Here is a 21,106-nt window from a genome sequence, read left to right as displayed (position 1 = left end):
CGCACGAAAAATGGGATCAGTACAGGTGCAGCAGGCCGATGACGGCCAGCAGCGCGCAGATGCCGAGATTCAGGATCCGGTGCGACAGGAAGAGGGCCACGAACTCGCGGATCGTCGCGCTCGGCCAGAAATAGCGGGCCGTCGGCGCACCGATGACCTGTGCCTCGACCTTCTCCTTGCGGGCGATCTGCGCGGCGCGCATGACATGGAAGTTGTTGGTCACCACCAGCGCCCGGTAGTCCGTCTTGCGGTCCTGCATCAGCGCCTTGCTGAATCGCAGGTTCTCCTGGGTGGTGCGGGACTTGTCCTCGATGAGGATCCGGTCGGCGGGCACGCCGGCCGTGATGAGGTAGTCGGCCATCGCCCGCGCTTCGGGGAGGTCCTCGTCGGGCCCCTGGCCGCCGGACGTCAGCAGCATCGTCTCCCGGCCCTCGGCCCGCCGGGCGTCGAAGGCGGCGCGTCCCCGGTCCAGTCGGCCGGCCAGCAGCGGCGGGACCCGCGAACCTCCGATGAGCCCGGAGCCGAGCACCACGACGAAATCGACGGCGCACCGGTGCCGGATCCTGCCGTAGACGAACGAGTAGAGCAGAAAGCACACGAACAGCAGCGACACGTAACCGAGGACGAACCCCACTGCGTCCAGCGGGGTGCCCAGCAGCTCCCAGCGGGTGCTGTTGGCGATCGCCTTCAGCGCGATGAACAGCAGGATGCCCCCACCTGCCGCCAGAGACAGCAGGTTCGCCAGGCTCCTGCCCTCGCGACGCAGCATCGTCACCCCGTTGGCGATCAGGAAGACCGCGAGCACGAAGGGCAGCAGCATGAGGAGGATCCAGAGCGTCAACAGCAGGACCAGGGGCGCCGTCTCGGACGCCGACGCCAGTTTGTACAACAGCCCCAGGGACAGGGAGAGGAGCGCGAAGAAGAGGTAGACGCCGTTGCGTACGAGTCTTCGGTCGTACAGGAAGCTGCAGGCGAACACCAGGAAGAAGACGCCTGCGGGAGCAAAGATGATCATGTGTTGGCTACTTGGGGGTCAACTGAGCCGGCCGTGAGGAGCCTCCGGCCGGACTGAGGAAAGGGAGGAAGGAGGACCTGGGGGAGGGCAGGGCATGAGCGCAGGCCGCCGTGAGACGTCGCCGCAGGGGCTACCGTGCCGCCGAGAGTGTCGACGTGCGCCAGGTAGAGCTCTTGCCACTGGTTGTCGGCCGGTTGGGCCGGAGTTGCAGAGCAGTGTGCAGGACGGTGGGCCGTGCGGGCCACGCTCCGCCCGCCTGGTGGACGAGCCTCGCATCGCTCGGCTCGGCTGCGCATCGGCCGTATGGCTGAGACGGCGATGGGGTGGGTCTTGTCGGTGTGTGGCACGTCTCGCCAGTGGAGGGATGGTGGCCCCCACGTCAGGCCCGTTTCCCACGGGGTTTCCACCGGGCGTCATCCTTGAAGCTGACACGACGGCATACCTGAGGCTCACGAGACTGCCTCTCGCATCAGCCTCAGGTGGTCGGCACTTCGGCTGATACACGGAACCCGCATGAACCGGACGATGGAGGAGTACCCAGCGGGGTGGGTCCTGGACGCCCGCGTCCATGTGCTGTCAGTGGCCGTCTGCGCGGCCTGCGCCCCGCGCTGCCTCTGCCGCCGATCGGAGTAGTACCCGTGACCACCGCCTCGCCCACCGGCCCGCGCACCACCATCCCCACCGCAGCCGCCCGCGCCATAGAGCTCTCCAAGGTCTACGGGGACGGCGATACCCGGGTGGTCGCCCTCGATCGGGTCAGTGTCGGCTTCGGGCAGTCCCAGTTCACCGCGATCATGGGGCCTTCCGGGTCCGGCAAATCCACGCTGATGCACTGCGTGGCCGGACTGGACAGCTTCTCCTCCGGTTCGGTCCGCGTCGGTGACGTCGAGCTGGGGTCCCTGACGGACCGGCAGCTCACCCGGCTCCGCCGGGACAAGATCGGCTTCATCTTCCAGGCGTTCAACCTGCTGCCGACCCTCACCGCGCTCGAGAACATCACGCTCCCGATGGGCATCGCGGGCCGGAAGCCGGACAAGCAGTGGCTGGACTGCGTCATCCAGATGGTCGGGCTGTCCGGCCGGCTCAGCCACCGACCCACCCAGCTCTCAGGCGGCCAGCAGCAGCGTGTCGCCGTCGCCCGGGCACTCGCGTCGAAGCCGGACATCGTCTTCGGTGACGAGCCGACGGGGAACCTGGACTCGCGTGCGGGTGCGGAGGTCCTCGGCTTCCTGCGCGACTCCGTACGGACGCTGGGCCAGGCCGTCGTCATGGTCACCCATGATCCGGTCGCCGCCTCCTACGCGGACCGGGTCGTCTTCCTCGCCGACGGACGGATCGTCGACGAGATGTACGAGCCCACCGCAGACGGGGTCCTCGACCGGATGAAGGCCTTCGACACTTCGTTCCGTACGAGCTGAGCCGAAGCGGACCGAGCCGTACGAAGCGACGCGCACTCCCTCATCGACCCCGTCCTCCCCTCACCTCACCGGGACCCCTGCCACCATGTTCCGCACAGCCCTGCGCAACGTCCTCGCGCACAAGGCCAGACTGCTGATGACCGTGCTCGCCGTCATGCTCGGCGTCGCGTTCGTCTCCGGCACCCTGATCTTCAACGACACCCTCAGCAACGGCTACCGCGACCAGACGGCCAAGAGCTACGCCCACGTGGACGTCGAAGCCCGTTCCTACGACACCTCCGACAAGATTCCCGGCATCAGTGGGAAGACGTTCGACGACATCACCCGACTCGACCAGGTCGCCGAAGCCGCCGGGCGGGTCGACGGGACCGCCGACGTCACCGACAAGGACGGCAGGCTCATCAACAGTGGCTCGTCCACCTCGGCCGCCAACTTCGCGCCGGGGAAGGACGGCCAGGACCCGCTCTACGTGTTCACCGACGGCAGCGGACCCACCGAGCCCGGGCAGGTAGCGCTCGACAAGGACACCGCCGAGAAGAACGGCTACGAGGTCGGCGACACCGTGCGCATCGCCCTCAAGGGTCCGGCGAAGACGTACAAGCTCTCCGGCATCTTCACCACCGACGACACCTCAGTGGCCCTGGGCGACAGCCTGGTGCTGTTCGACACTCCGGTCGCTCAGCGGCTCTTCCTCCAGCCGGGCTTCTATCACTACGTCACCGCCACTGCCGCTCCGGGCACGTCGAGCACCGAACTCGCCGCCACCATCAGCAAGCTGCTGCCGGGCGACGCGGACGTCAAGACGGGTCAGCAACTCGCCGACGAGAGGGCCAAGGGGGGCGCGGGAGACGCTTCGACGCTCAGTGCGATCCTGCTCGCCTTCGCCGGCGTCGCGCTCTTCGTCAGCGTCTTCCTGATCGCCAACACCTTCACCATGCTGGCCGCCCAGCGCGCCCGGGAACTCGCTCTGCTGCGCGCGGTCGGCGCCTCCCGCGGGCAGGTCACCCGGTCCGTACTGATCGAGGCGATGGTCGTCGGCGCGGTCGCCTCGGCCGCCGGGCTCGGGCTCGGCGCCGCCATGGCCGCCGTAGCGCGCTCCACGGTCGGTGTGTTCGGCGCGAAGAACCCGGACGGGCCGCTGGTCGTCACGTCGACGACCGTCCTGGTCGCGGCAGTCGTCGGGGTCCTGGTCACCATGCTGGCGGCCTGGCTGCCGGCCCGTCGCGCCGCGAAGATCCCGCCGGTCGCGGCGATCGGCAGCGCGCACCTGCCGACCACCACCAGGTCCCTGGTGCTGCGGAACCTGCTCGGCGGCATGATCACGCTGCTCGGCGCGACGGTGGTCCTCGCGGGCGCCGGGGCCGGCGGCTCCCTGGGCCAAGGGCTCGTAGGGCTCGGTGCCGTCCTCGCGGTGACCGGTGTCATCGTGCTGATCCCGCTGCTGTCCCGGCCCGTGATCGCCGTCGCACACCCGTTGCTGCGGCGCGGCTTCGGGGTCTCCGGCAAGCTCGCGGGCCAGAACGCCGTACGCAGCCCGCGCCGAACCGGCGCCACCGCCTCCGCGCTGGCCATCGGGCTCACACTGGTCAGTGCTCTGACCGTACTTGCCGCCACCCTCGGCCAGGCTGTGGACAAGGTGACCACGGACATCGTCAGGGCCGACTACATGGTCACGGACAGCGGCGCCGGCCTGGATCCCTCGGCGGTCGCCGATCTGCGCAAGGTCCAAGGCGTCACGGCGGTGTCGCAGGAACAGCAGGCGTGGATGCAGATCGACGGCAGCCAGCAGGATGTCACCGGCGTCACCCCGGCGGACTTCCAAAAGGCCCTCCGCCTTCCGGTGGTCTCCGGCTCGCAGGACACGCTCGCGAAGGGGCAGATCGCCGTCGCCGAGAACCTCGCGCGGTCCAACGGCTGGAAAGTGGGGGACACCCTGCCCGTGGAGTACGAAGACGGCAAGAGCGGCAGGCTGACCGTCGGGGCCGTCTTCGAGCACAACGATGTCGTCTTGCCGGTCGTCGTCTCCACGGACGTGATCGAACCGCACGCGGACAAGACGTCCATCTTGAAGATCTACGTCAAGACGGAGGGCGGCACGAACGAGAAGGCACTGGCCGATGCCCTCGCCGGGGACCCCGGGGTCAAGATCGGCGACCGGCAGGACATCCGCGACGAGATCAGCGGGGAGCTCGACACCCTGCTGAACGTCCTGTACGGACTGCTCGCGATCTCCCTCGTCATCGCCGTGCTGGGGGTGGTGAACACCCTCGCGATGTCGGTCTTCGAGCGGCAACGGGAGGTCGGCATGCTGCGCGCCGTCGGGCTCGACCGGCGGGGCGTGACGCGGATGATCCAGCTGGAGTCCGTGGTCATTTCCCTCTTCGGCGCGGTGATCGGACTCGGCCTCGGAGCCTTCCTGGGCTGGGCCGTTGGCGAGACCATGAAGACGGAGATCCCCGGATACGCATGGGTGCTGCCGTGGGGCCGGTTCGCGCTCTTCATGCTTCTGGCGGCGCTGGTCGGACTGCTGGCCGCCATGTGGCCCGCCCGCAGCGCGGCCCGGCTGAACATGCTCACGGCCATCAAGACCGAGTAGGCGGAGCGGGTCGTCGTACGGCCGCAGGCACACCATGCCTGCGGCCGTACGGTCGCGAGCAGGGACTCAGCGGCCGATGTGGAGCCGACGTCCAGTGCGTCGGGCTCTGCCGGAGCCCGCGCTGCGCTGTGGCTCCGGTGCCGCGCGGGCCGGCGTGCAGGTCGAAGCTGATCACACCTCCGCCGTGCCGACCCGACCATCCCGTCTCCGGTCCGGAACCGCGTTCGGTGCTGCTGCGGCCGACTTTTCGTGCGCACACACGACCTGCGTACCACCGACGCCGGCACATGCTGGTGCCGCAGGAGATCGCGACCACCAGTCGTAAGCGCTTACTCGCAGCGGTGGCCTGGCGTGTACGTTGGCCCAGGCCGAGCGGGAGCCGATGCCCGACCTTTGGGCTGCCGCCTCCCGCCACAGGAGAAGCAATTTCATGGACCAGGCCGTGCGCAGGCGTCGTCAGGCGTTGTTTCTGCTCTTCCTGCTCGCCGGTATCGCGATGTCCTCGTGGGTGACGCGCACCCCCGCGATCCGGGATGCGCTGGATGTCTCCACGGCGCAGATGGGCCTGGTCCTGTTCGGGCTGTCGCTGGGCTCGATGCTGGGAATCCTCGCCTCCGGTCGGCTGGTTTCCCGATCCGGGACGCGACCCGTGATCTTCTGGGCCACGGCGTTGCTCATCCTGGGGATGGCAACGATCTGCGCGGGCAGCCTCATGATGTCCATATCGATGGTGACGGCCGGACTGTGCGCCTTCGGCGTCGGTATGGGCGCGAGCGATGTGGCTGCGAACATCGATGCCACGGACGTCGAGCGGACATCCGGCGTGACGACCATGCCTGCCCTGCACGGATGCTTCAGCCTGGGCACGGTCCTCGGAGCCGGCGCGGGCATGGGCGCGACGGCAGCCGACGTACCGGTCCACTGGCACCTCGCGGCGGTCACTGCTCTTGCTGTCGCGATCTTCTTCCACTCGCCGCGCGCCGTTCCGGCGGGTACCGGCCGCGCCACCGTCGACGAGTCGGCGAAGACGCATGGCCCCGGATCCCGCCCGGCGGTGTGGAGGGACGGGAAGCTCGTCCTCATCGGTGGAATCGTGCTGGCCATGGCGCTGGCCGAGGGGGCGGCGAACGACTGGCTGCCGCTGCTCATGGTCGACGGACACGGCATGGACGCCACTCTGGGCTCACTCGTTTACGCGGGTTTCGCGGCCGCGATGACCCTGGGGCGGTTCGCGGCATCCTTCTTCCTGAGTCGCTTCGGCCGTGCCCCGGTCATGCGCGTCAGCGCCGTCGCAGGAGCACTGGGTCTGCTCCTCGTGATCGCCTCGGACAACGCGGTGGTGGCCGGTGTCTCCGTGCTGCTGTGGGGGCTGGGTGCCTCACTCGGTTTTCCCCTCGCGCTCTCCGCCGCGGGGGAGTCGGGCTCCGACGAGGCGGCTCGGGTCAGCCTCGTCGCGACCATCGGTTACGTCGCGTTCCTCGTCGGACCACCGGGGCTGGGCTTCCTGGGTGAGCACATCGGACTGCGTGCCGCGATGCTGGTGGTCCTCGCGTTCGTCGTCCTCGCGGCCTTCCTCGCCCCGGCGGTCGAGCCCCGGCGTGATGGTGCGGCCGAGCGCATCCCGCAGCGGTGACTCTCCCTCGGTGGGAACGGCCCGTCCGAAGCAGAGCGTTCGGGTAGACCGCGGTCACACGCGCTGTCGTGATGGCCCATCTGCCGAGACTTCCGCCATTACTGCCGGGACGGGCATGGCAGTCTGTGCCCGTCCCCGACGCGTGTCGTGCAGCGAGCCGCCACGACGAGGCTCGGCAACGACGTACGGAGGCGGGCAGAGCCGGAAACGTGTCCCACCGGTCAAGCCGGCCCTGCCTGGCCTTCCCGTCGAGGCGGCCTGGGCAACGTCACGAAGGCCAGTGGGGCAGGCACGTGCCTGCCGGCACACGCGAGGCGGTCGGTCTTCCCGCGTCAGCGTGCGGGCGCGGGGACGACCCGACAACAGGGCCCTCCCAGGAGCCGAGTTGGCAATGACGCCCTCCGGAAAGTCGGCACCTTCTGACGGCGCTCAAGCCCCCGCTCAGGCCCAGCCCGAGCCCCGGACCAAGTTCCCGAGCGGCGCCAAGTGGTGTCGTCCCTCCTGATGGCCGCGTCTCCGTCGAAGTGATGAGACGGTGCCCTTCGCCGGTCTGACGTGCCGGCGATCACCGCCGCCATAGCCTCGCCGGGTGTCAGAGAAGATCAAGCCGGAAGAACCGGCAGCGGAGGCCGCGAGTCGGCGTGTGCGGTCGTTGGACGTGCTGCGCGGCATCGCCATCATCGGAACCCTGCTGAGCACCGTGAAGACGCACGTGCAGAAACTGCTGGCCAAACTCGACGTCCGCACGCGGGTGGAGGCGGCCCTCATCGCGAGCCGGGCCGGCCTCGTCGAGAACGGACAGGCCGAGCCGGGGAATTGACGACTCCGCACCCCGCCGGAGCCCACAGCAATGGGGTGGCCTGATATCGCACGCCGGGGCGGGGTCCTGCCAGGCTGACAGCGGTGGGCCGCCTCTTCCGCAAGCTGCGGGGCCGCAAGGGCGTGTACCAGGCAGGCACCGTGTCGTACGGCGACAGATGCGCGGAGCAGGACGCTCCGGTGTGCACGCGAACACCGGCTCTGACCAACCGCGGACACGCTGGGAGAGTCCGCCGAGAACAAGCGGATCGAGTGCCTGCTCGGCCGCTGACCCCGTGCCCGTGCGGAACACCTGTTCGGTGCGGGCACGGGGTGCTGTCGGTTGACGGAGGCAGGGCCGGCCGGTGCCGTCCGGCGCACTGCCGATCGGTGCGGCAAGCCCGATCGACGCACCGGAGGCATCGAACGACCGCCCTCGGGTCAATCCGCTGGTCTCACGGCGGGGAGGAGGGCCACGACCTCCCAGCCATGGTCCTTGCGTGGGCCGGTGTGCAGTGTGCCGCCGAGGGCGGTGACACGTTCGGTGAGGCCGACGATGCCGAAGCCTCCGCCGCGGGCGGCGTACGGCATCGGGGTGCCCCCGCGACCGTTGTCGCGCACCGTCACGTGCAAGGTGTTGTCGGCGTGAGCGAGGGCGACGGTGACTTCGGTGGCGTCGGCGGCGTGGCGGCGTACGTTCGTGAGGGCTTCCTGGACGACGCGGTAGGCGGCGGCCTGCACCTCGTGGGGCAGGTTCCGGGACACTGAGGCGTCGCGGTGCAGTTCGGCCTTCGGACCGGTCGGACCGCCGAATCCCTCGACCAGTTCCGCAAGGGCTGTCAGGTCCCCTACCAGGCGGCTCTCGCCCGGCTTGAGCCGGGCCGTTTCCTCCGGGCCGCCGCGCAGGATGCCGACGGTCACGCGCATGGAGTCGAGCGCTTGGGTCGCGGCGTGCTCGATTCCCGCCAGGACCGGGTCCAGGCGGCCGGGTTCGGTGGCGGCCATCATGCGGGCCATCTGGGTCTGGACCAGGATGCCGGTGACGTGGTGGGCGACGAAGTCGTGCAGGTCGGCAGCCATGGCGAGGCGTTCCGCGCGGCGGGTCTCGGCGACCGCGACGCCGCGTCTGTGGTCCAGGGAGCGCAGGTATCCGCCGAGGCCGGCGAAAACGCCGGTCAGCAGCGCTGCCGGCAGCATGAACAGCAGCGCGTCCTCCGTGGCGATGACATCGTGGAAGCGCAGTGGCGCCGCGATCGTCGCCCCGCCTGCGAGGACGGCGCACAGCCATGCCCACCGCGGTGGGCAGGTGCGGACGGCGATCAACAACAGACAGAGCAGGACCGCCACCTCACCGGGGCCGAGTGTCCGCATGCGCTCCGTCGTCGCGGCCACGGCGGTCAACGCCACGGAAACGCCTGCGGGAACGATGGTCCGCAGTTGCGGGGTGAGCCACACGGGCTGCCGGGCGGAGGGCCAGAGGACGGCCGCGAGGCCGAGCGACAGGAGCAGGAGTACCGCCCAGAGCGTCTTGCCGTTGACGACGGCGATGAACACGTCCGCAACGGCCAGCAGGAGCAGCATGGTGATGCCTGTCGCGCGCAGGCAGCCCTGCCGACGGGTCCGTGTCGTGGTGAAGTCGTCTGTCGCAGGCAGGAGGTTCACGTCGGTAACGGTAGGGGGAGACGTCAGGCTCGCCCCGGCCGGTCGACCAGGGCAGACGTCAGGCGCAGGAACCGCTTCGTCGGCGGTGCCTGCGCCTGGTCATCGGAGGTGGGAGCTGTCAGTTGACGCGGACGATCTTCCAGAGCTGGTCGTCGAGGCCGGCGCTGCCCCACTGGACGACGGCTGCCCCGTTGGCGGTGGAGGACTGGGCGACGCCGGCGACGAGGGTGCTGTTCACGTTCCGGAGTTTGTAGTAGCCGCCGCCCGCGTCGGTGAGGGTCCACTTCTGGGAGTCGGCGCTGGAGGCGGTGTTCTGGACGACGGCCGCTCCCGCTGTGGTGGAGGAGCCCTGGATGTCGAGGTTGAGGTTGCTCTTGACGTTCGTGATGTTCCAGGCGCCGCTGCCCGCGGACTGGAAGGTGAAGAGCTGGCAGGTGCAGGCCGTGTTCTGCCACTGGCCGACGGCGGTGCCCGCGGTGGTGGAGCCGTTCGGGATGTCGAGGTACTTGCCACTGTTCTTGTTCACCAGGACGTATCGGCCGGTGCCCAGGGGCGGCAGGGCAGTCTGAGTGAGGTTCCAGCGCTGGCAGGCGCAGGTGGTGCCGCTCCACTGCACGGCGGTGGTGCCGACGGTGGTGGAGGCGCTGGGTATCTCGAGGAACTTGCCACTGATGCGGTTCGTGATGCTGTACCCGCCGGCGGGGTGGGGGGCGACGGCCCATTCGTGGTCGAGGGTGCCGTTGTCATCCCACTGCAGGACGGTGGCGCCGTCGGCGGTGGACTGGTTCTGGACGCCGAGGACCTTGCCACTGGCGACGTTGAAGATCTTGAAGTAGCCCGAGGACTGCTGCTCGAAGCGCCACTGCTGGTTGGTGGAGGTGGTGGGGTTCTGCTGGGTGGCGGTGGTGCCGTTGGTGGTGGAGCCGCCGGCGATGGTGAGGTTCAGGGCGCTGTTCGCGTTGGTCATGGTGTAGGTGGCGCCGTCGGAGATGCTCCCGCCGAAGTCGACCGTGCTGTAGGTGACCGGGTTGCGGCGGTTGTCGCCGCCGAAGCCCGCGCTGAACACCATCAGGCTGTGGCCGTCGGCCAGCGGAAGCAGACCGCGGCTGTAGCCGCCACCGACGTTGGAGGGCATCCGCGTCCAGGTGTCCGCGGCGCCGTTCTGTGTGTTGACGAACAGGTCGTCGCTGCTGTGGGCGGTGGTGACGAGGGTGCCGTTGGGGCCGCCGGTGGGCAGCCAGGTGATGTAGGGCGTGCCCTGGGGGACCAGGCCGTCGGTGGTGCGCAGCGGGATGCCGGTGACGGAGTCGAACGCCTCCGGGTCGGAGGAGATCTTGTAGTGGACGGCGAAGTTGCCCGCGGCAGAACCGCCGAACTCGTACGTCATGATGTATTTCCCGTTGGGCATCCTGGCGACGGTCGGCATACCGGGGCGCTGGCTGTAGGTGGGCATCGCCACGTCGTCCACGACCGGGCCCCAGTTACGGACGTCCGTCGAGACCTGGTGGACGATCTTCTGCCCGTGGTCGGTGTCGCGCTGGTCGGAGTAGTAGACGATGAGCCTGTCGCCGGAGACCAGGAAGAACGGTTCCCACACAGGGGTATTGCCGTTCACATCCGTGGCTTTACCGCCGGTCGCGATGTTGGTGACGAAGGTCCAGCTCTGGCCGCGGTCGGTGCTGGCGTACAGGTCGATCTTGCTGCCGCCCCGGTCGTACGGCACCGAGTCACCGGCGGCGAGGATGGTTCCGGCGGGGAAGTCACCCATGGCCCTGGGCAGTTCGAACAGTTCGGGCTGCCAGCGCATGCCCCAGCCGTTCTGGGTGTCGGCGACCTCGGAGATCTTCGTCCAGGAGGTGCCGTTGTCGGTGCTGCGGTAGATCGGGAAGACGGGCATGTCCTCGCGGTACTGCTCGAACGTGGCGAGCAAGGTGCCGTTGGCCGAGCCGTTGTGCTGCAGGCGCATCGCCCGCGGGTAGTAGCTTCCGGGGGAGAGCGCGTCGGACGGCGGGGTGTACAGGGTCTGCGCGGGGCGGGAGAGGGCGTCCGCCCTTCCCGCTCCGGGCAGGACCAGCGTCGCCGCGGCGACGATCAACGCCAGGAACAGGAACAGCAGGGTGGTGGGGCGGGAACGCTGAGCGGCGCCGGGTCTGGCGCCCAACAGTGCAGGGGACATGTGCGGCTCTCAGGACAGGGGAGGGATAGGAGGGTCCGGTGCCTGCCGCCCCGGGACGAAACCGGGTAGGAAGCGGCGAGCCCGGAGTGCGCGTCCACCGCGTACGGGGAACTGCGGCGTCGTGCGGCACGGGAGTCGTACCGATCCGCCTCTCGGGTGAGACGGCGGTGCGAGTGGCAGAGCTGTGCCGGGGCGGGGTGTGTTCCCTGCTGCCGGGGTGCTCTCAGGTGGTGCGCCGGCCCGTCTTGTCGGGGTGCGATGGCGGAGGCGCGGTCGACCCGCGGACGACGAGTTCGACCGGTGGGTCGCTCGCCTGCGGCAGGTCGGTGTCGGGCTTCTCGATCGCGTGCACGAGAAGGCGGATGCCCTCTCGGGCCGCGGCCTCGAAGGGCTGGCGCACGGTGGTCAGGGGAGGAGAGACGTAGGCGAAGACCGGGTTGCCGTCGAAGCCGACGACACTGATGTCCTCAGGTACGCGGCGCCCGGCTTCCCGCAGGGCGTGGATGAGCCCGATGGCCATCTCGTCGCCCGCCGCGAAGACAGCGGTCACGGACCTGTCCGACGCCAGCGCCCGGCCCACGGCATGGCCGGAGGCCGCCGACCAGTCACCGTTGAGCAGCGGCGGCTCGTGCGCGCCCCGGGCCGCGAGCGCCGCCCGCCATCCCTCGATGCGGTCCTTGGCGGCGTACCACCGCCGCGGGCCGGCGAGGTGATGAACGGTCGCGTGCCCCAGATCCAGCAGGTGCTCGGTGGCAGCCCGAGCCAGTGCGTGGGCGCCCACACTCATGGTCAGGGTGCGGGCGGCGGTGAAGGCCGGCGGTGCTCCCAGGAAGAGGACGGGGACGTCGACGCGGACGCCGACCTCTCCCTCCACGATGGGTTCGGAGACGACGACGCCGTCCACCCCCTGCTCGAGCAGGGACTCCACGGCGCCCGCGATCCCCGCCGGGTCGCCGTCCGGCGTGTTGACCACGCGGAGCGCGTAGCCCGCGTCGCGCACGGCCCGCTCGATGTGCACGAGCAGTGAAGCGGTCCCGTATCCGGCGGTGCCCAGGGCGACCACGCCGATGGATCCGGTACGCCCGGAGGCCAGTGTCCTGGCCGCCTGGTTCAGCCGGTAGCCGAGTTCCTCAGCGGCTGCGAGGACTCTTGTGCGGGCCTCCTCGGAGACATACGGCTCGTTGTTGAGGACCCGGGAGACCGTCTTGCGCGACACCCCGGCCAGGCGGGCCACGTCCGCGCTGCGCGGCGCAGAGGAGCCCTCGCTCTGCCCCACCACTGCTGCCATGAAGTCTCCCGACGGCCGTGCGTCTGCATCGAATGAGGTCAACTGTATGACCACGCGGTCTGACCGCGTGGTCATGTCTACGGAGCCGACAGCTGTTCGTCAAGGGTCCCCGCAGTATCGATTCCGATGGACGGCAGCGGATTCGATGGAGGGCCACCGGTCGGCGAGGGGTGTCGTAGCCGCCGCGACGGAGTTGCCTTCGCCGGGTATATGTGCTGGTCAAGTGGTGGATTTGTACTCTCAAGTCCGCTCACGGAAGACGGCCGTCGTTCCCGTCGGGCTGCAAGGTGCCTGACTTTTCGACGTGTGCGGTCGGCCCTGCGCTCCGGTCGAAGGGGGCTTGACAGCAGCTCCCCGGAGCGTTCAGTCTTCCTCGCAGCTGCCGGTCGTATTTGTTCGATCGTGTTGAGTCTTGGTCGCGTTGACGGCCGCTTCCCCGTCACACCCCCTTGGGTCGACGTGCCGCCCGGGCACGACCGCCCTGTCAGGAGCCGAAATGCACTCTTTCTCCCTCGGCCGGCCCATGCCTGCTGCCAGCCGCCGCTCCGTCCTGCGCGGTATTGGTGGCGCAGCCGTCCTCGGCGCCGGCATACCGCTGCTCAGCGCCTGCGGCGGCAGCGGCACGGCTGCGGACCCGAAGACGGTCAGCCTCGGGTCGAACGCGTCGGACGCGGTGCCGAAGAAGGCGTTCGCCGAGATCTACGCGGCGTTCACGAAGCAGTCCGGGCTCACGGTCGACGTGAACACCAAGGACCACAACACCTTCCAGGAGCAGATCAACTCCTACCTCCAGGGCACCCCGGACGACGTGTTCAACTGGTTCGCCGGCTACCGCATGCAGTTCTTCGCGGCCAAGGGCCTGGCCTCCCCGATCGACGACGTATGGCAGAAGATCGGCGGCAACTTCCCCGAGGCGATGAAGGCGCTCAGCAAGGGCGAGGACGGCAAGTACTACTTCGTGCCGATCTCCACGTCCCTCTGGGGCGTCTTCTACCGCAAGAGCGTCTTCAAGAAGTACGGCTACGAGGTCCCCACCACCTGGGACCAACTCGTCGCGCTGTGCAAGCAGATGAAGAAGGACGGCCTGGTTCCGTTCGCCTTCGGCGACAAAGACGCCTGGCCCGCGCTCGGCACCTTCGACCAGATCAACTTCCGTACCAACGGCTACGACTTCCACGTCGAGCTGATGGCCGGCAAGGCGTCCTGGACGGATGCCAAGGTCCGCACCGCCTTCGACCACTGGGCCGAGATCCTTCCCTACCACCAGGAGGGCGCGGTCGGCCGCACATGGCAGGACGCGGCCCAGACGCTGATCTCGAAGAAGGCGGGCATGTACCTGTTCGGCAGCTTCGTGGCGCAGCAGTTCACGAACAAGGCCGACCTGGACGACCTCGACTTCTTCCCCTTCCCGGAGATCAACTCCGCGTACGGGCAGGACACCGTCGAGGCGCCGACCGACGGCTTCATGCTCTCCAAGGCCCCGAAGAACAAGGCCGGAGCGCTCAAGCTCCTGGAGTTCCTGGGCACCCCGGAGGCCGAGCAGATCTACCTGAAGTCCGACCCGAGCCTGGTCGCGGCGTCCAACAAGGCCGACACCTCCTCGTACACCGCGCTGCAGAAGAAGGCGTACGCGACGATCGCAGGCGCCAAGCACCTCACCCAGTTCATGGATCGCGACAGCCGCCCGGACTTCACCTCCACGGTGATGCAGCCGGCCCTGCAGAAGTTCATCCGTGACCCCAAGGGTGTCGACAGCCTGCTGACGTCGATCGAGCGCCAGAAGAAGACGATCTTCGCGTCCGCATGACCGCCACCACGAACACCGGTACCGGGACCGGCACCACCAGCACCCCGGGGACGGCCGCAGTGCCGCCCCCGGACAACCCGAAGCATGTGACCAAGAATCAGGCCAAGCGGCTACGGGCCCCCTTGGGCCACCGACGGCTGCTCACCCGACGGGACCGCACCACGCTCGGCCTGATGGCCGGTGTGCCGACGATCCTGCACGTCATGCTCGTCTGGCTCACGGCTCTCGCCTCGATCGCGCTGGCCTTCACCACCTGGGACGGCATCGGCTTCGACTCCATCAAGTGGGTCGGCCTGGACAACTTCAAGGAGCTGTTCACCAACAACCCGCAGTTCTGGCCGGCAGTCGAGCACAACGTCGTCTGGTTCGTCGTGCTCATCCTGATCCCGACGCCGCTGGGCCTGTTCCTGGCCGTGCAGCTGGACAAGAAGATCCGGTTCAGCAAGGTGTACCAGACCGCGTTCTTCCTGCCCGTCGTGCTGTCGATGGCGGTCATCGGGTTCGTCTGGCAGCTCGTCTACAACCCGGACACCGGCCTGATCAACAACCTGATCGGTGCGAACGAGCCCGGCCACTACATCGACTGGATCGGCGACCCGGACCTCAACCTGTGGTCCGTCCTCATCGCCGCTTCCTGGCGGCACACCGGATACATGATGATCCTCTACCTGGCGGGTCTGAAGGGCGTCGACCCGGCCCTGCGGGAGGCGTCCTCGCTGGACGGCGCCAACGAGTGGCAGACGTTCAGGAACGTCATCTTCCCCACCCTGCGCCTCACCAACACCATCGTCCTGGTCGTGACGATCATCGAGGCGCTGCGCGCCTTCGACCTGGTCTTCGTCTTCAACAAGGGCGCCGAGGGCACCGAGTTGCTGTCGATCCTGGTCACCAACAACATCATCGGTGAGTCCAGCCGGATCGGTTACGGCTCGGCGATCGCCGTGGTCCTGCTGGTGATCTCGCTTGCCGTGATCATCCCGTATCTGATCGCGACCTTCCGGAAGGAGCGGCGCGCATGAGCACCGTGAGCGCGCTCGGAAAGCAGCGCACCCCCGTCCGCCCCGCCCGGATCCTGCTGCACGTCTTCCTCGCTGGTGCCGCGCTGGCCTGGCTCGCGCCCCTGCTGTGGGCGATGTACGCGGCGATGCGGCCGTACGCCGAGACCAGCACCAAGGGCTACGTGTCCTGGCCCGACAAGCTGAGCCTCGACAACTTCACCAACGCCTTCCAGCAGTCGGACATGCTGCACTACTTCGGGAACACGCTGCTGGTGGCGATCCCGGCGGTGCTGCTGACGCTGTTCCTGTCGTCGTGTGTGGCCTTCTATGTCAGCCGCTTCGACTTCCGGGTCAACCTCTTCCTGCTCCTGGTGTTCACGGCCGGCAACCTGCTCCCGCAGCAGGTCATCATCACCCCGTTGTACCGGCTGTACCTGCTCATCGACCTGCCCGGCATCACCATGAGCGGCAAGCTGTACGACTCCGCGCTGGGCCTGGTCCTGATCCACGTGGCGTTCCAGTCGGGCTTCTGCGCCTTCGTGCTTGCCAACTACATGCGCTCGCTGCCGCACGAGCTGACCGAGGCCGCCCTCGTCGACGGCGCCTCCGTGTGGCGCCTGTACTGGCAGATCGTGCTGCCCCTGTGCAAGCCGGCGATGGCCGCCCTGGCGACGTTGCTGTCCATCTGGATCTACAACGACTTCTTCTGGGCCATCGTTCTGATCTCCACCGGCGAGAACATGCCGATCACCTCGGCACTGAACAACCTCTCCGGCCAGTACTTCACCGACCCCAACCTGATCGCCGCCGGCGCCCTGCTCACCGCTATCCCCACCCTGATCGTCTACTTCGTGCTCCAGCGGCAGTTCGTCAGCGGCCTCACGCTGGGCGCCAACAAGGGCTGAAGCACGCCTCCCACTCGTTCCCCACACTTTCCGGAGTACCACCAGTGACCACCGAACGCCGTCTCCGCCTGGCCGGAATCGCCTACGGCGGCGACTACAACCCCGAGCAGTGGCCCGAGGAGGTGTGGGCCGAGGACATGGCCCTGATGGGCGAGGCCGGGGTGACCATGGTCAGCGTCGGCATCTTCTCCTGGGCCCTGCTGGAGCCGTCCGAGGGCGTCTACGACTTCTCCCGCATGGACAGGATCCTCGACCTCCTCCACGAGAACGGCATCGCCGCAGACCTCGCCACCCCGACGGCCTGCCCGCCCGCCTGGTTCTTCCGGGCCCACCCGGAGGCACTGCCGATCGACCGCGACGGCCGCACGCTGTCGTACGGCAGCCGCCAAACGTTCTGCCCCTCCAGCCGGGCCTACCGCACAGCGGCGCTGCGTATCGCGGGTGCGCTGGCCGAGCGGTACGCCGACCACCCGGCCGTCGCGATGTGGCACGTCCACAACGAATACGGCTGCCACAACGCCGAATGCTTCTGCGACACCAGTGCGGCCGCCTTCCGCACCTGGCTGAAGGCGAAGTACGGCAACGACCTGAACGCGCTCAACCACGCCTGGGGCACCACCTTCTGGAGCCAGTGGTACTACGACTGGGAGGAGATCCTCCCGCCCCGCGCCACCGGCGCCGACCCCAACCCGACCCACCGGCTGGACTGGCGCCGCTTCTGCTCGGACGAACTGCTGTCGCTGTTCACCGCCGAACGCGACGTGCTCCGCAGAGCCGCCCCTCACATCCCCGCCACCACCAACTTCATGGTGATGCACAACTTCGACGCCATGGACTACTGGCGCTGGGCCCCCGAGCTGGACATCGTCTCCAACGACCACTACCTGCTCGCCACCGACCCGGAGTCGGAGACCGACATCGCGCTCTGCGGCGACCTGGTCCGCTCCCTGGCCGGCGGGCGGCCCTGGCTGCTGATGGAACACTCCACGGGAGCCATCAACTGGCAGCCCGTCAACCGGGCCAAGACGCCCGGCGAGATGCGCCGCAACGCGCTCGCCCACGTCGCGCACGGCGCCGACGGCATCGCCTACTTCCAGTGGCGCGCCGCGAAGGCGGGCGCCGAGCAGTGGCACTCGGCGATGCTGCCGCACGCGGGCACCGACAGCCAGATCTGGCAGGACGTCATGCAGCTCGGCGCCGATCTGCGGGCCCTCGCCGAAGTGGGCGGCAGCACCAGCCCCGCCAAGGTCGCCATCGTCTGGGACTGGAACGCCCGCTGGGCCATGGAACTGCCCTCCCAGCCCAGCAGCGAACTGCGCTTCCAGGACCTGGTGAGGGACTGGTACACACCGCTGTGGAAGGCCGGCGTGGCGGTCGACTTCATACGCCCCGACAGCCCGGACCTCGACCGCTACCGGCTCGTCCTCGCCCCCAGCCTGTACCTGGTCGACGACGCGGGCGCGACCAACCTGGCGGCGTTCGTCGAGCACGGCGGCACCCTCGCCGTGGGCTTCCACAGCGGTGCGGTGGACGAGAACTGCCATGTTCGCCTGGGCGGTTACCCAGGCGCCTTCCGGAAGGTCCTCGGGGTGCACGGCGACGAGTTGTTCCCCCTGCTGCCCGGACAGACGGTCGGCCTGGCCGGCCAGGTTCCGCAGGGTGCGACCGCCGACCTGTGGACCGAACGCCTCCGGCTCACCGGAGCGGATGCCGTTGCCACGTACGCCGAGGGACCGCTGGCCGGCGTCCCGGCCATCACCCGCCACGCGTACGGCAGCGGCACCGCCTGGTACCTCGCCACCCACCCGGACCCCACCACCCTGGCCACCGTCCTGGAGCGCATCCGAGAGGAAGCCGGAGTGCGCCCGGAGCACGACGTAGCAGCCGGCGTCGAGGTGGTGAGGCGGCGGGGCGCGGAGGCCGACTACCTCTTCCTGATCGACCACGCCGGCCACGGCGCCGAGATCCCCGCCGAAGGGGTCGAACTCCTCACCGGCAAACCGGTCGTGGGCTCCGTCACCGTCCCCGAAGGCGGCGTCGCAGTCGTCCGCGAGGCGACGCGCGAACCGAGTGGCGGGTGAGGCATCTGAGGTTGCTCCGTGTGTCGGTCTCCCCTCGGGCACTGTCCCTTCGCTTCGGGAGGTGACTGGGCGGGACGTCACCGCGCGGCCGACCGGACGACTTTGACAGTCAGCGAGGTTCGGCCGTGTGGTCCAGGAGGCGCTTGGGACATGAAGATCAGGACGGGGCGGCGCTCTCACCGCGCCGCGCCGCGCGGTACGGACGTGGCCCGTCTACGGCCGGTGCCGCCGCCACGTGCGCGGCGACTGAAACGACGCGACGGACTTGGATCCGCTCGACTGTGGCGCCGTGCCGGGGCCCTCTCCCCACACGCGACCTCGCCCGGCTTCCACATGACCGACGGCCGCGCCTGCAGGCGCGCCGAGCGTGTCTGAGAACCGCACCTCGCGCGACTCCGGCGCCGCGATCCAGGAGAACCGCCGGCTGGACGCGAGGTGGGACCGAGGCACTTCTCTCGGTTACGTGAGGCGGGCTGTCAGCCCGATCCGGGTGCCGCCCGGCCCGCCACGGGTGTAGGCACAACGCCGCGCCAACGGAATTTCCTGCTCCGACTCCACGGAAGTGAGTTCTGACATGACAGGTTTGCCCAGCCGCCGACAGGTGCTCGGCGGGGCGGCTGCGGGAGTGCTGGCCTCGCTGGCCGGGATTCCGCTTGCCGGTTCCGCGTCCGCCGCCACGACGTACACCGCACCTGATCCCCGTGTGTGGATCCACCTCAACAGCGGGTGGCGATTCATCAGATCGGACGTCGCAGGCGCGCAGGCGCCCGGATTCAATGACTCCGGATGGACGTCGGTCAACACGCCCCACACCTGGAACGCCGTCGACGGTGCCGACGGCGGCAACAACTACTACCGTGGAGTGGGCTGGTACCGCCGCCACTACACCGTGCCGTCCGAACTGGCGGGCAAGAGGCTGTACCTGCAGTTCGCCGGGGTCAACCAGGTCGCCGACGTCTGGGTCAACGGCACGTATCTCGGGCAGCACAAGGGCGGGTACTCCCGCTTCAGGTTCGACGCCACGGCCGTGCTCGTCCCGGGCGGGGACAACGTGATCGCGGTGAAGGTGACCAACGCACGCGACACCGACATCGCCCCGGTGGGCGCGGACTACACCTTCCAGGGCGGCATCTACCGCAACGTGAGCCTGTGGGCCGTCGACGACCTTCACGTGCGGATGACGGACTACGCGGGCCCCGGAATCTACCTGAGGCAGAGCAACGTGACCGCGGCGTCGGCCACGGTGACCGTGACGACGAAGCTGTGGAACGACAGCGGCACCACCAGATCGGTGGTCGTCCGCACCGTCATCGCCGACAAGAGCGGGACCATCGTCGCGGAGGCCGGCAGCACCGCGCAGACCGTCCCCGCGGCCACCGGCGCGGAGATCCGGCAGACCCTCCGCATCGACAACCCGCGCCTGTGGAACGGCCTGGCGGATCCCTACCTCCACAACGCCAGCGTCGAGATCCATGACGTCACCGGGGGCGGGGACAAGATCACGGACGTGGTGACCGAACGCCTGGGCCTTCGCTCCCTCGCCGTCGACGCCGACACAGGCTTCCGCCTCAACGGCAGCCACCTCCACCTGCACGGCGTCAACCTGCACCAGGACCGGGCCGTCAAGGGATGGGCGATATCCGACGCCGATCACACACAGGACTTCGACCTCATCGGCGAGATCGGCGCCAACGCCATCCGGATGGCGCACTACCAACACGACCAGAAGGACTACAACCTCGCCGACGAACGCGGAATGGTCGTGTGGGCGGAGATCCCGCTGGTCGACATCGTCACCGACTCGGCCGCCTTCACCACCAGCACCCAGAACCAACTGCGGGAACTGATCCGGCAGAACTACAACCACCCCTCGATCGCCTTCTGGGGCATCGGCAACGAACTCCTCGACTACAACGGCACCGCCGCGAACAAGCTGCTCGCGTCACTGGCCGACATCATCGAAGCCGAGGACCCGGACCGATTCTCCACCTACGCCGTACGTGGCGAGGACCCCGACAACGCGCAGGCGGGCCTGCACACGCAGACGACGGGCTTCAACAAGTACTACGGCTGGTACTACGGCTCCAAGGACAATGACCTCGGAGCATGGGCCGACAACCTGCACGCGAACTCCCCCTCCCGCAGGATCGCCATGTCGGAGTACGGCGTCGGCGCCAGCACCACCCAGCACGTACTCAACCCGCCCAAGCCGGCTCCGGGCGGATCCTGGCACCCCGAGGAGTACCAGTCGCTGTTCCACGAGGCGGCCTGGAGGCAGCTTGCGAGCCGTCCGTACATCTGGGGCACGTTCGTCTGGGCCATGTTCGACTTCCCCTCCGACGGCCGCAACGAAGGAGGCCAGCCCGGAATCAACGACAAGGGCCTGGTCACCCGCGACCGGCAGACCCGCAAGGACGCCTTCTACTGGTACAAGGCCAACTGGGCCGACACTCCCACCCTCTACATCACCAGCCGCCGCTGGACCCAGCGCACCGACGCCACCACCGAACTGAAGGTCTACTCCAACGCGGGCCAGGTCACCGCCACCCTCAACGGCACCTCCCTGGGAACCCTGAGCAGCAGCGACCACATCTTCAGGTGGCCCAGCATCACCTTGAGGCCCGGACAGAACACCGTGACGGTCACCGCGACCATCAACGGCTCCACCTACACCGACAGCGTCAACTGGACACTCGGCTGAGAACCCGGCCCCTCGACAGACGCCCCGT

13 protein-coding genes are annotated in these 21,106 nt (G+C 68.7%); 9 read left to right on the top strand and 4 right to left on the bottom strand.

The window, feature by feature from the left end; all coding sequences use genetic code 11:
* Positions 1-16: 16 nt before the first annotated feature.
* Positions 17-1,015: a YdcF family protein gene (locus ADL12_RS03660; protein WP_062698391.1), complete on the bottom strand. Its 999-nt coding sequence runs from the start codon at positions 1,013-1,015 to the stop codon at positions 17-19.
* A 638-nt stretch (positions 1,016-1,653) separates the two neighbouring features.
* Here ADL12_RS03660 and ADL12_RS03655 point away from each other — a divergent pair.
* The 4 genes from ADL12_RS03655 to ADL12_RS53695 all read left to right on the top strand — a co-directional run bounded on the left by ADL12_RS03655 (position 1,654) and on the right by ADL12_RS53695 (position 7,482).
* On the top strand, positions 1,654-2,433 hold the full coding sequence (locus tag ADL12_RS03655) for an ABC transporter ATP-binding protein (RefSeq protein ID WP_062698389.1): 780 nt from the start codon (positions 1,654-1,656) through the stop codon (positions 2,431-2,433).
* 85 nt (positions 2,434-2,518) lie between these two features.
* Positions 2,519-5,029 (top strand): ABC transporter permease, encoded by a 2,511-nt coding sequence (locus ADL12_RS03650; protein ID WP_062698387.1) that lies wholly within the window; start codon positions 2,519-2,521, stop codon positions 5,027-5,029.
* Between the two features lie 430 nt (positions 5,030-5,459).
* Positions 5,460-6,662, top strand: coding sequence for an MFS transporter (locus tag ADL12_RS03645; RefSeq protein ID WP_062698385.1), 1,203 nt, complete (start codon positions 5,460-5,462; stop codon positions 6,660-6,662).
* Between the two features lie 589 nt (positions 6,663-7,251).
* Positions 7,252-7,482 carry a helix-turn-helix domain-containing protein gene (locus tag ADL12_RS53695; RefSeq protein WP_159053071.1) on the top strand — a complete coding sequence of 77 codons (231 nt, stop codon included), beginning with the start codon at positions 7,252-7,254 and terminating at the stop codon, positions 7,480-7,482.
* 419 nt (positions 7,483-7,901) lie between these two features.
* Here the strand turns inward: ADL12_RS53695 and ADL12_RS03640 are convergent, their stop codons facing one another.
* The 3 genes from ADL12_RS03640 to ADL12_RS03630 form a co-directional block, all read right to left on the bottom strand.
* Complete coding sequence (locus ADL12_RS03640; RefSeq protein WP_244187752.1) at positions 7,902-9,122, bottom strand: sensor histidine kinase; 1,221 nt, start codon at positions 9,120-9,122, stop codon at positions 7,902-7,904.
* A gap of 118 nt (positions 9,123-9,240) precedes the next feature.
* On the bottom strand, positions 9,241-11,298 hold the full coding sequence (locus ADL12_RS03635) for an RICIN domain-containing protein (protein ID WP_062698381.1): 2,058 nt from the start codon (positions 11,296-11,298) through the stop codon (positions 9,241-9,243).
* A gap of 223 nt (positions 11,299-11,521) precedes the next feature.
* Positions 11,522-12,586, bottom strand: coding sequence for a LacI family DNA-binding transcriptional regulator (locus ADL12_RS03630; RefSeq protein WP_208614462.1), 1,065 nt, complete (start codon positions 12,584-12,586; stop codon positions 11,522-11,524).
* Positions 12,587-13,082: 496 nt separating this feature from the next.
* Between ADL12_RS03630 and ADL12_RS03625 the strand changes: the two genes are divergently transcribed.
* From ADL12_RS03625 to ADL12_RS03605, 5 genes are all read left to right on the top strand, one after another.
* On the top strand, positions 13,083-14,393 hold the full coding sequence (locus ADL12_RS03625) for an ABC transporter substrate-binding protein (protein WP_208614461.1): 1,311 nt from the start codon (positions 13,083-13,085) through the stop codon (positions 14,391-14,393).
* The gene (locus ADL12_RS03620; protein WP_079051815.1) at positions 14,390-15,412 is read left to right on the top strand and encodes a carbohydrate ABC transporter permease; all 1,023 of its coding nucleotides are present in this window, start codon (positions 14,390-14,392) and stop codon (positions 15,410-15,412) included. The genes ADL12_RS03625 and ADL12_RS03620 overlap by 4 nt, the downstream gene beginning before the upstream one ends.
* Positions 15,409-16,296 carry a carbohydrate ABC transporter permease gene (locus ADL12_RS03615; protein WP_062698379.1) on the top strand — a complete coding sequence of 296 codons (888 nt, stop codon included), beginning with the start codon at positions 15,409-15,411 and terminating at the stop codon, positions 16,294-16,296. Before ADL12_RS03620 ends, ADL12_RS03615 begins: the two co-directional genes overlap by 4 nt.
* Positions 16,297-16,340: 44 nt before the next feature.
* Positions 16,341-18,377, top strand: a complete 2,037-nt coding sequence (locus ADL12_RS03610) for a beta-galactosidase (RefSeq protein ID WP_062698376.1) — start codon at positions 16,341-16,343, stop codon at positions 18,375-18,377.
* Positions 18,378-18,951: 574 nt separating this feature from the next.
* On the top strand, positions 18,952-21,078 hold the full coding sequence (locus tag ADL12_RS03605) for a glycoside hydrolase family 2 protein (protein ID WP_208614460.1): 2,127 nt from the start codon (positions 18,952-18,954) through the stop codon (positions 21,076-21,078).
* The last annotated feature ends 28 nt before the right edge of the window (positions 21,079-21,106 follow it).

The organism is Streptomyces regalis (assembly GCF_001509475.1).
GTDB lineage: Bacteria > Actinomycetota > Actinomycetes > Streptomycetales > Streptomycetaceae > Streptomyces > Streptomyces regalis.
Note: the sequence above shows the minus strand (reverse complement) of the source record. Positions and strands in the feature narration are given on the sequence as shown.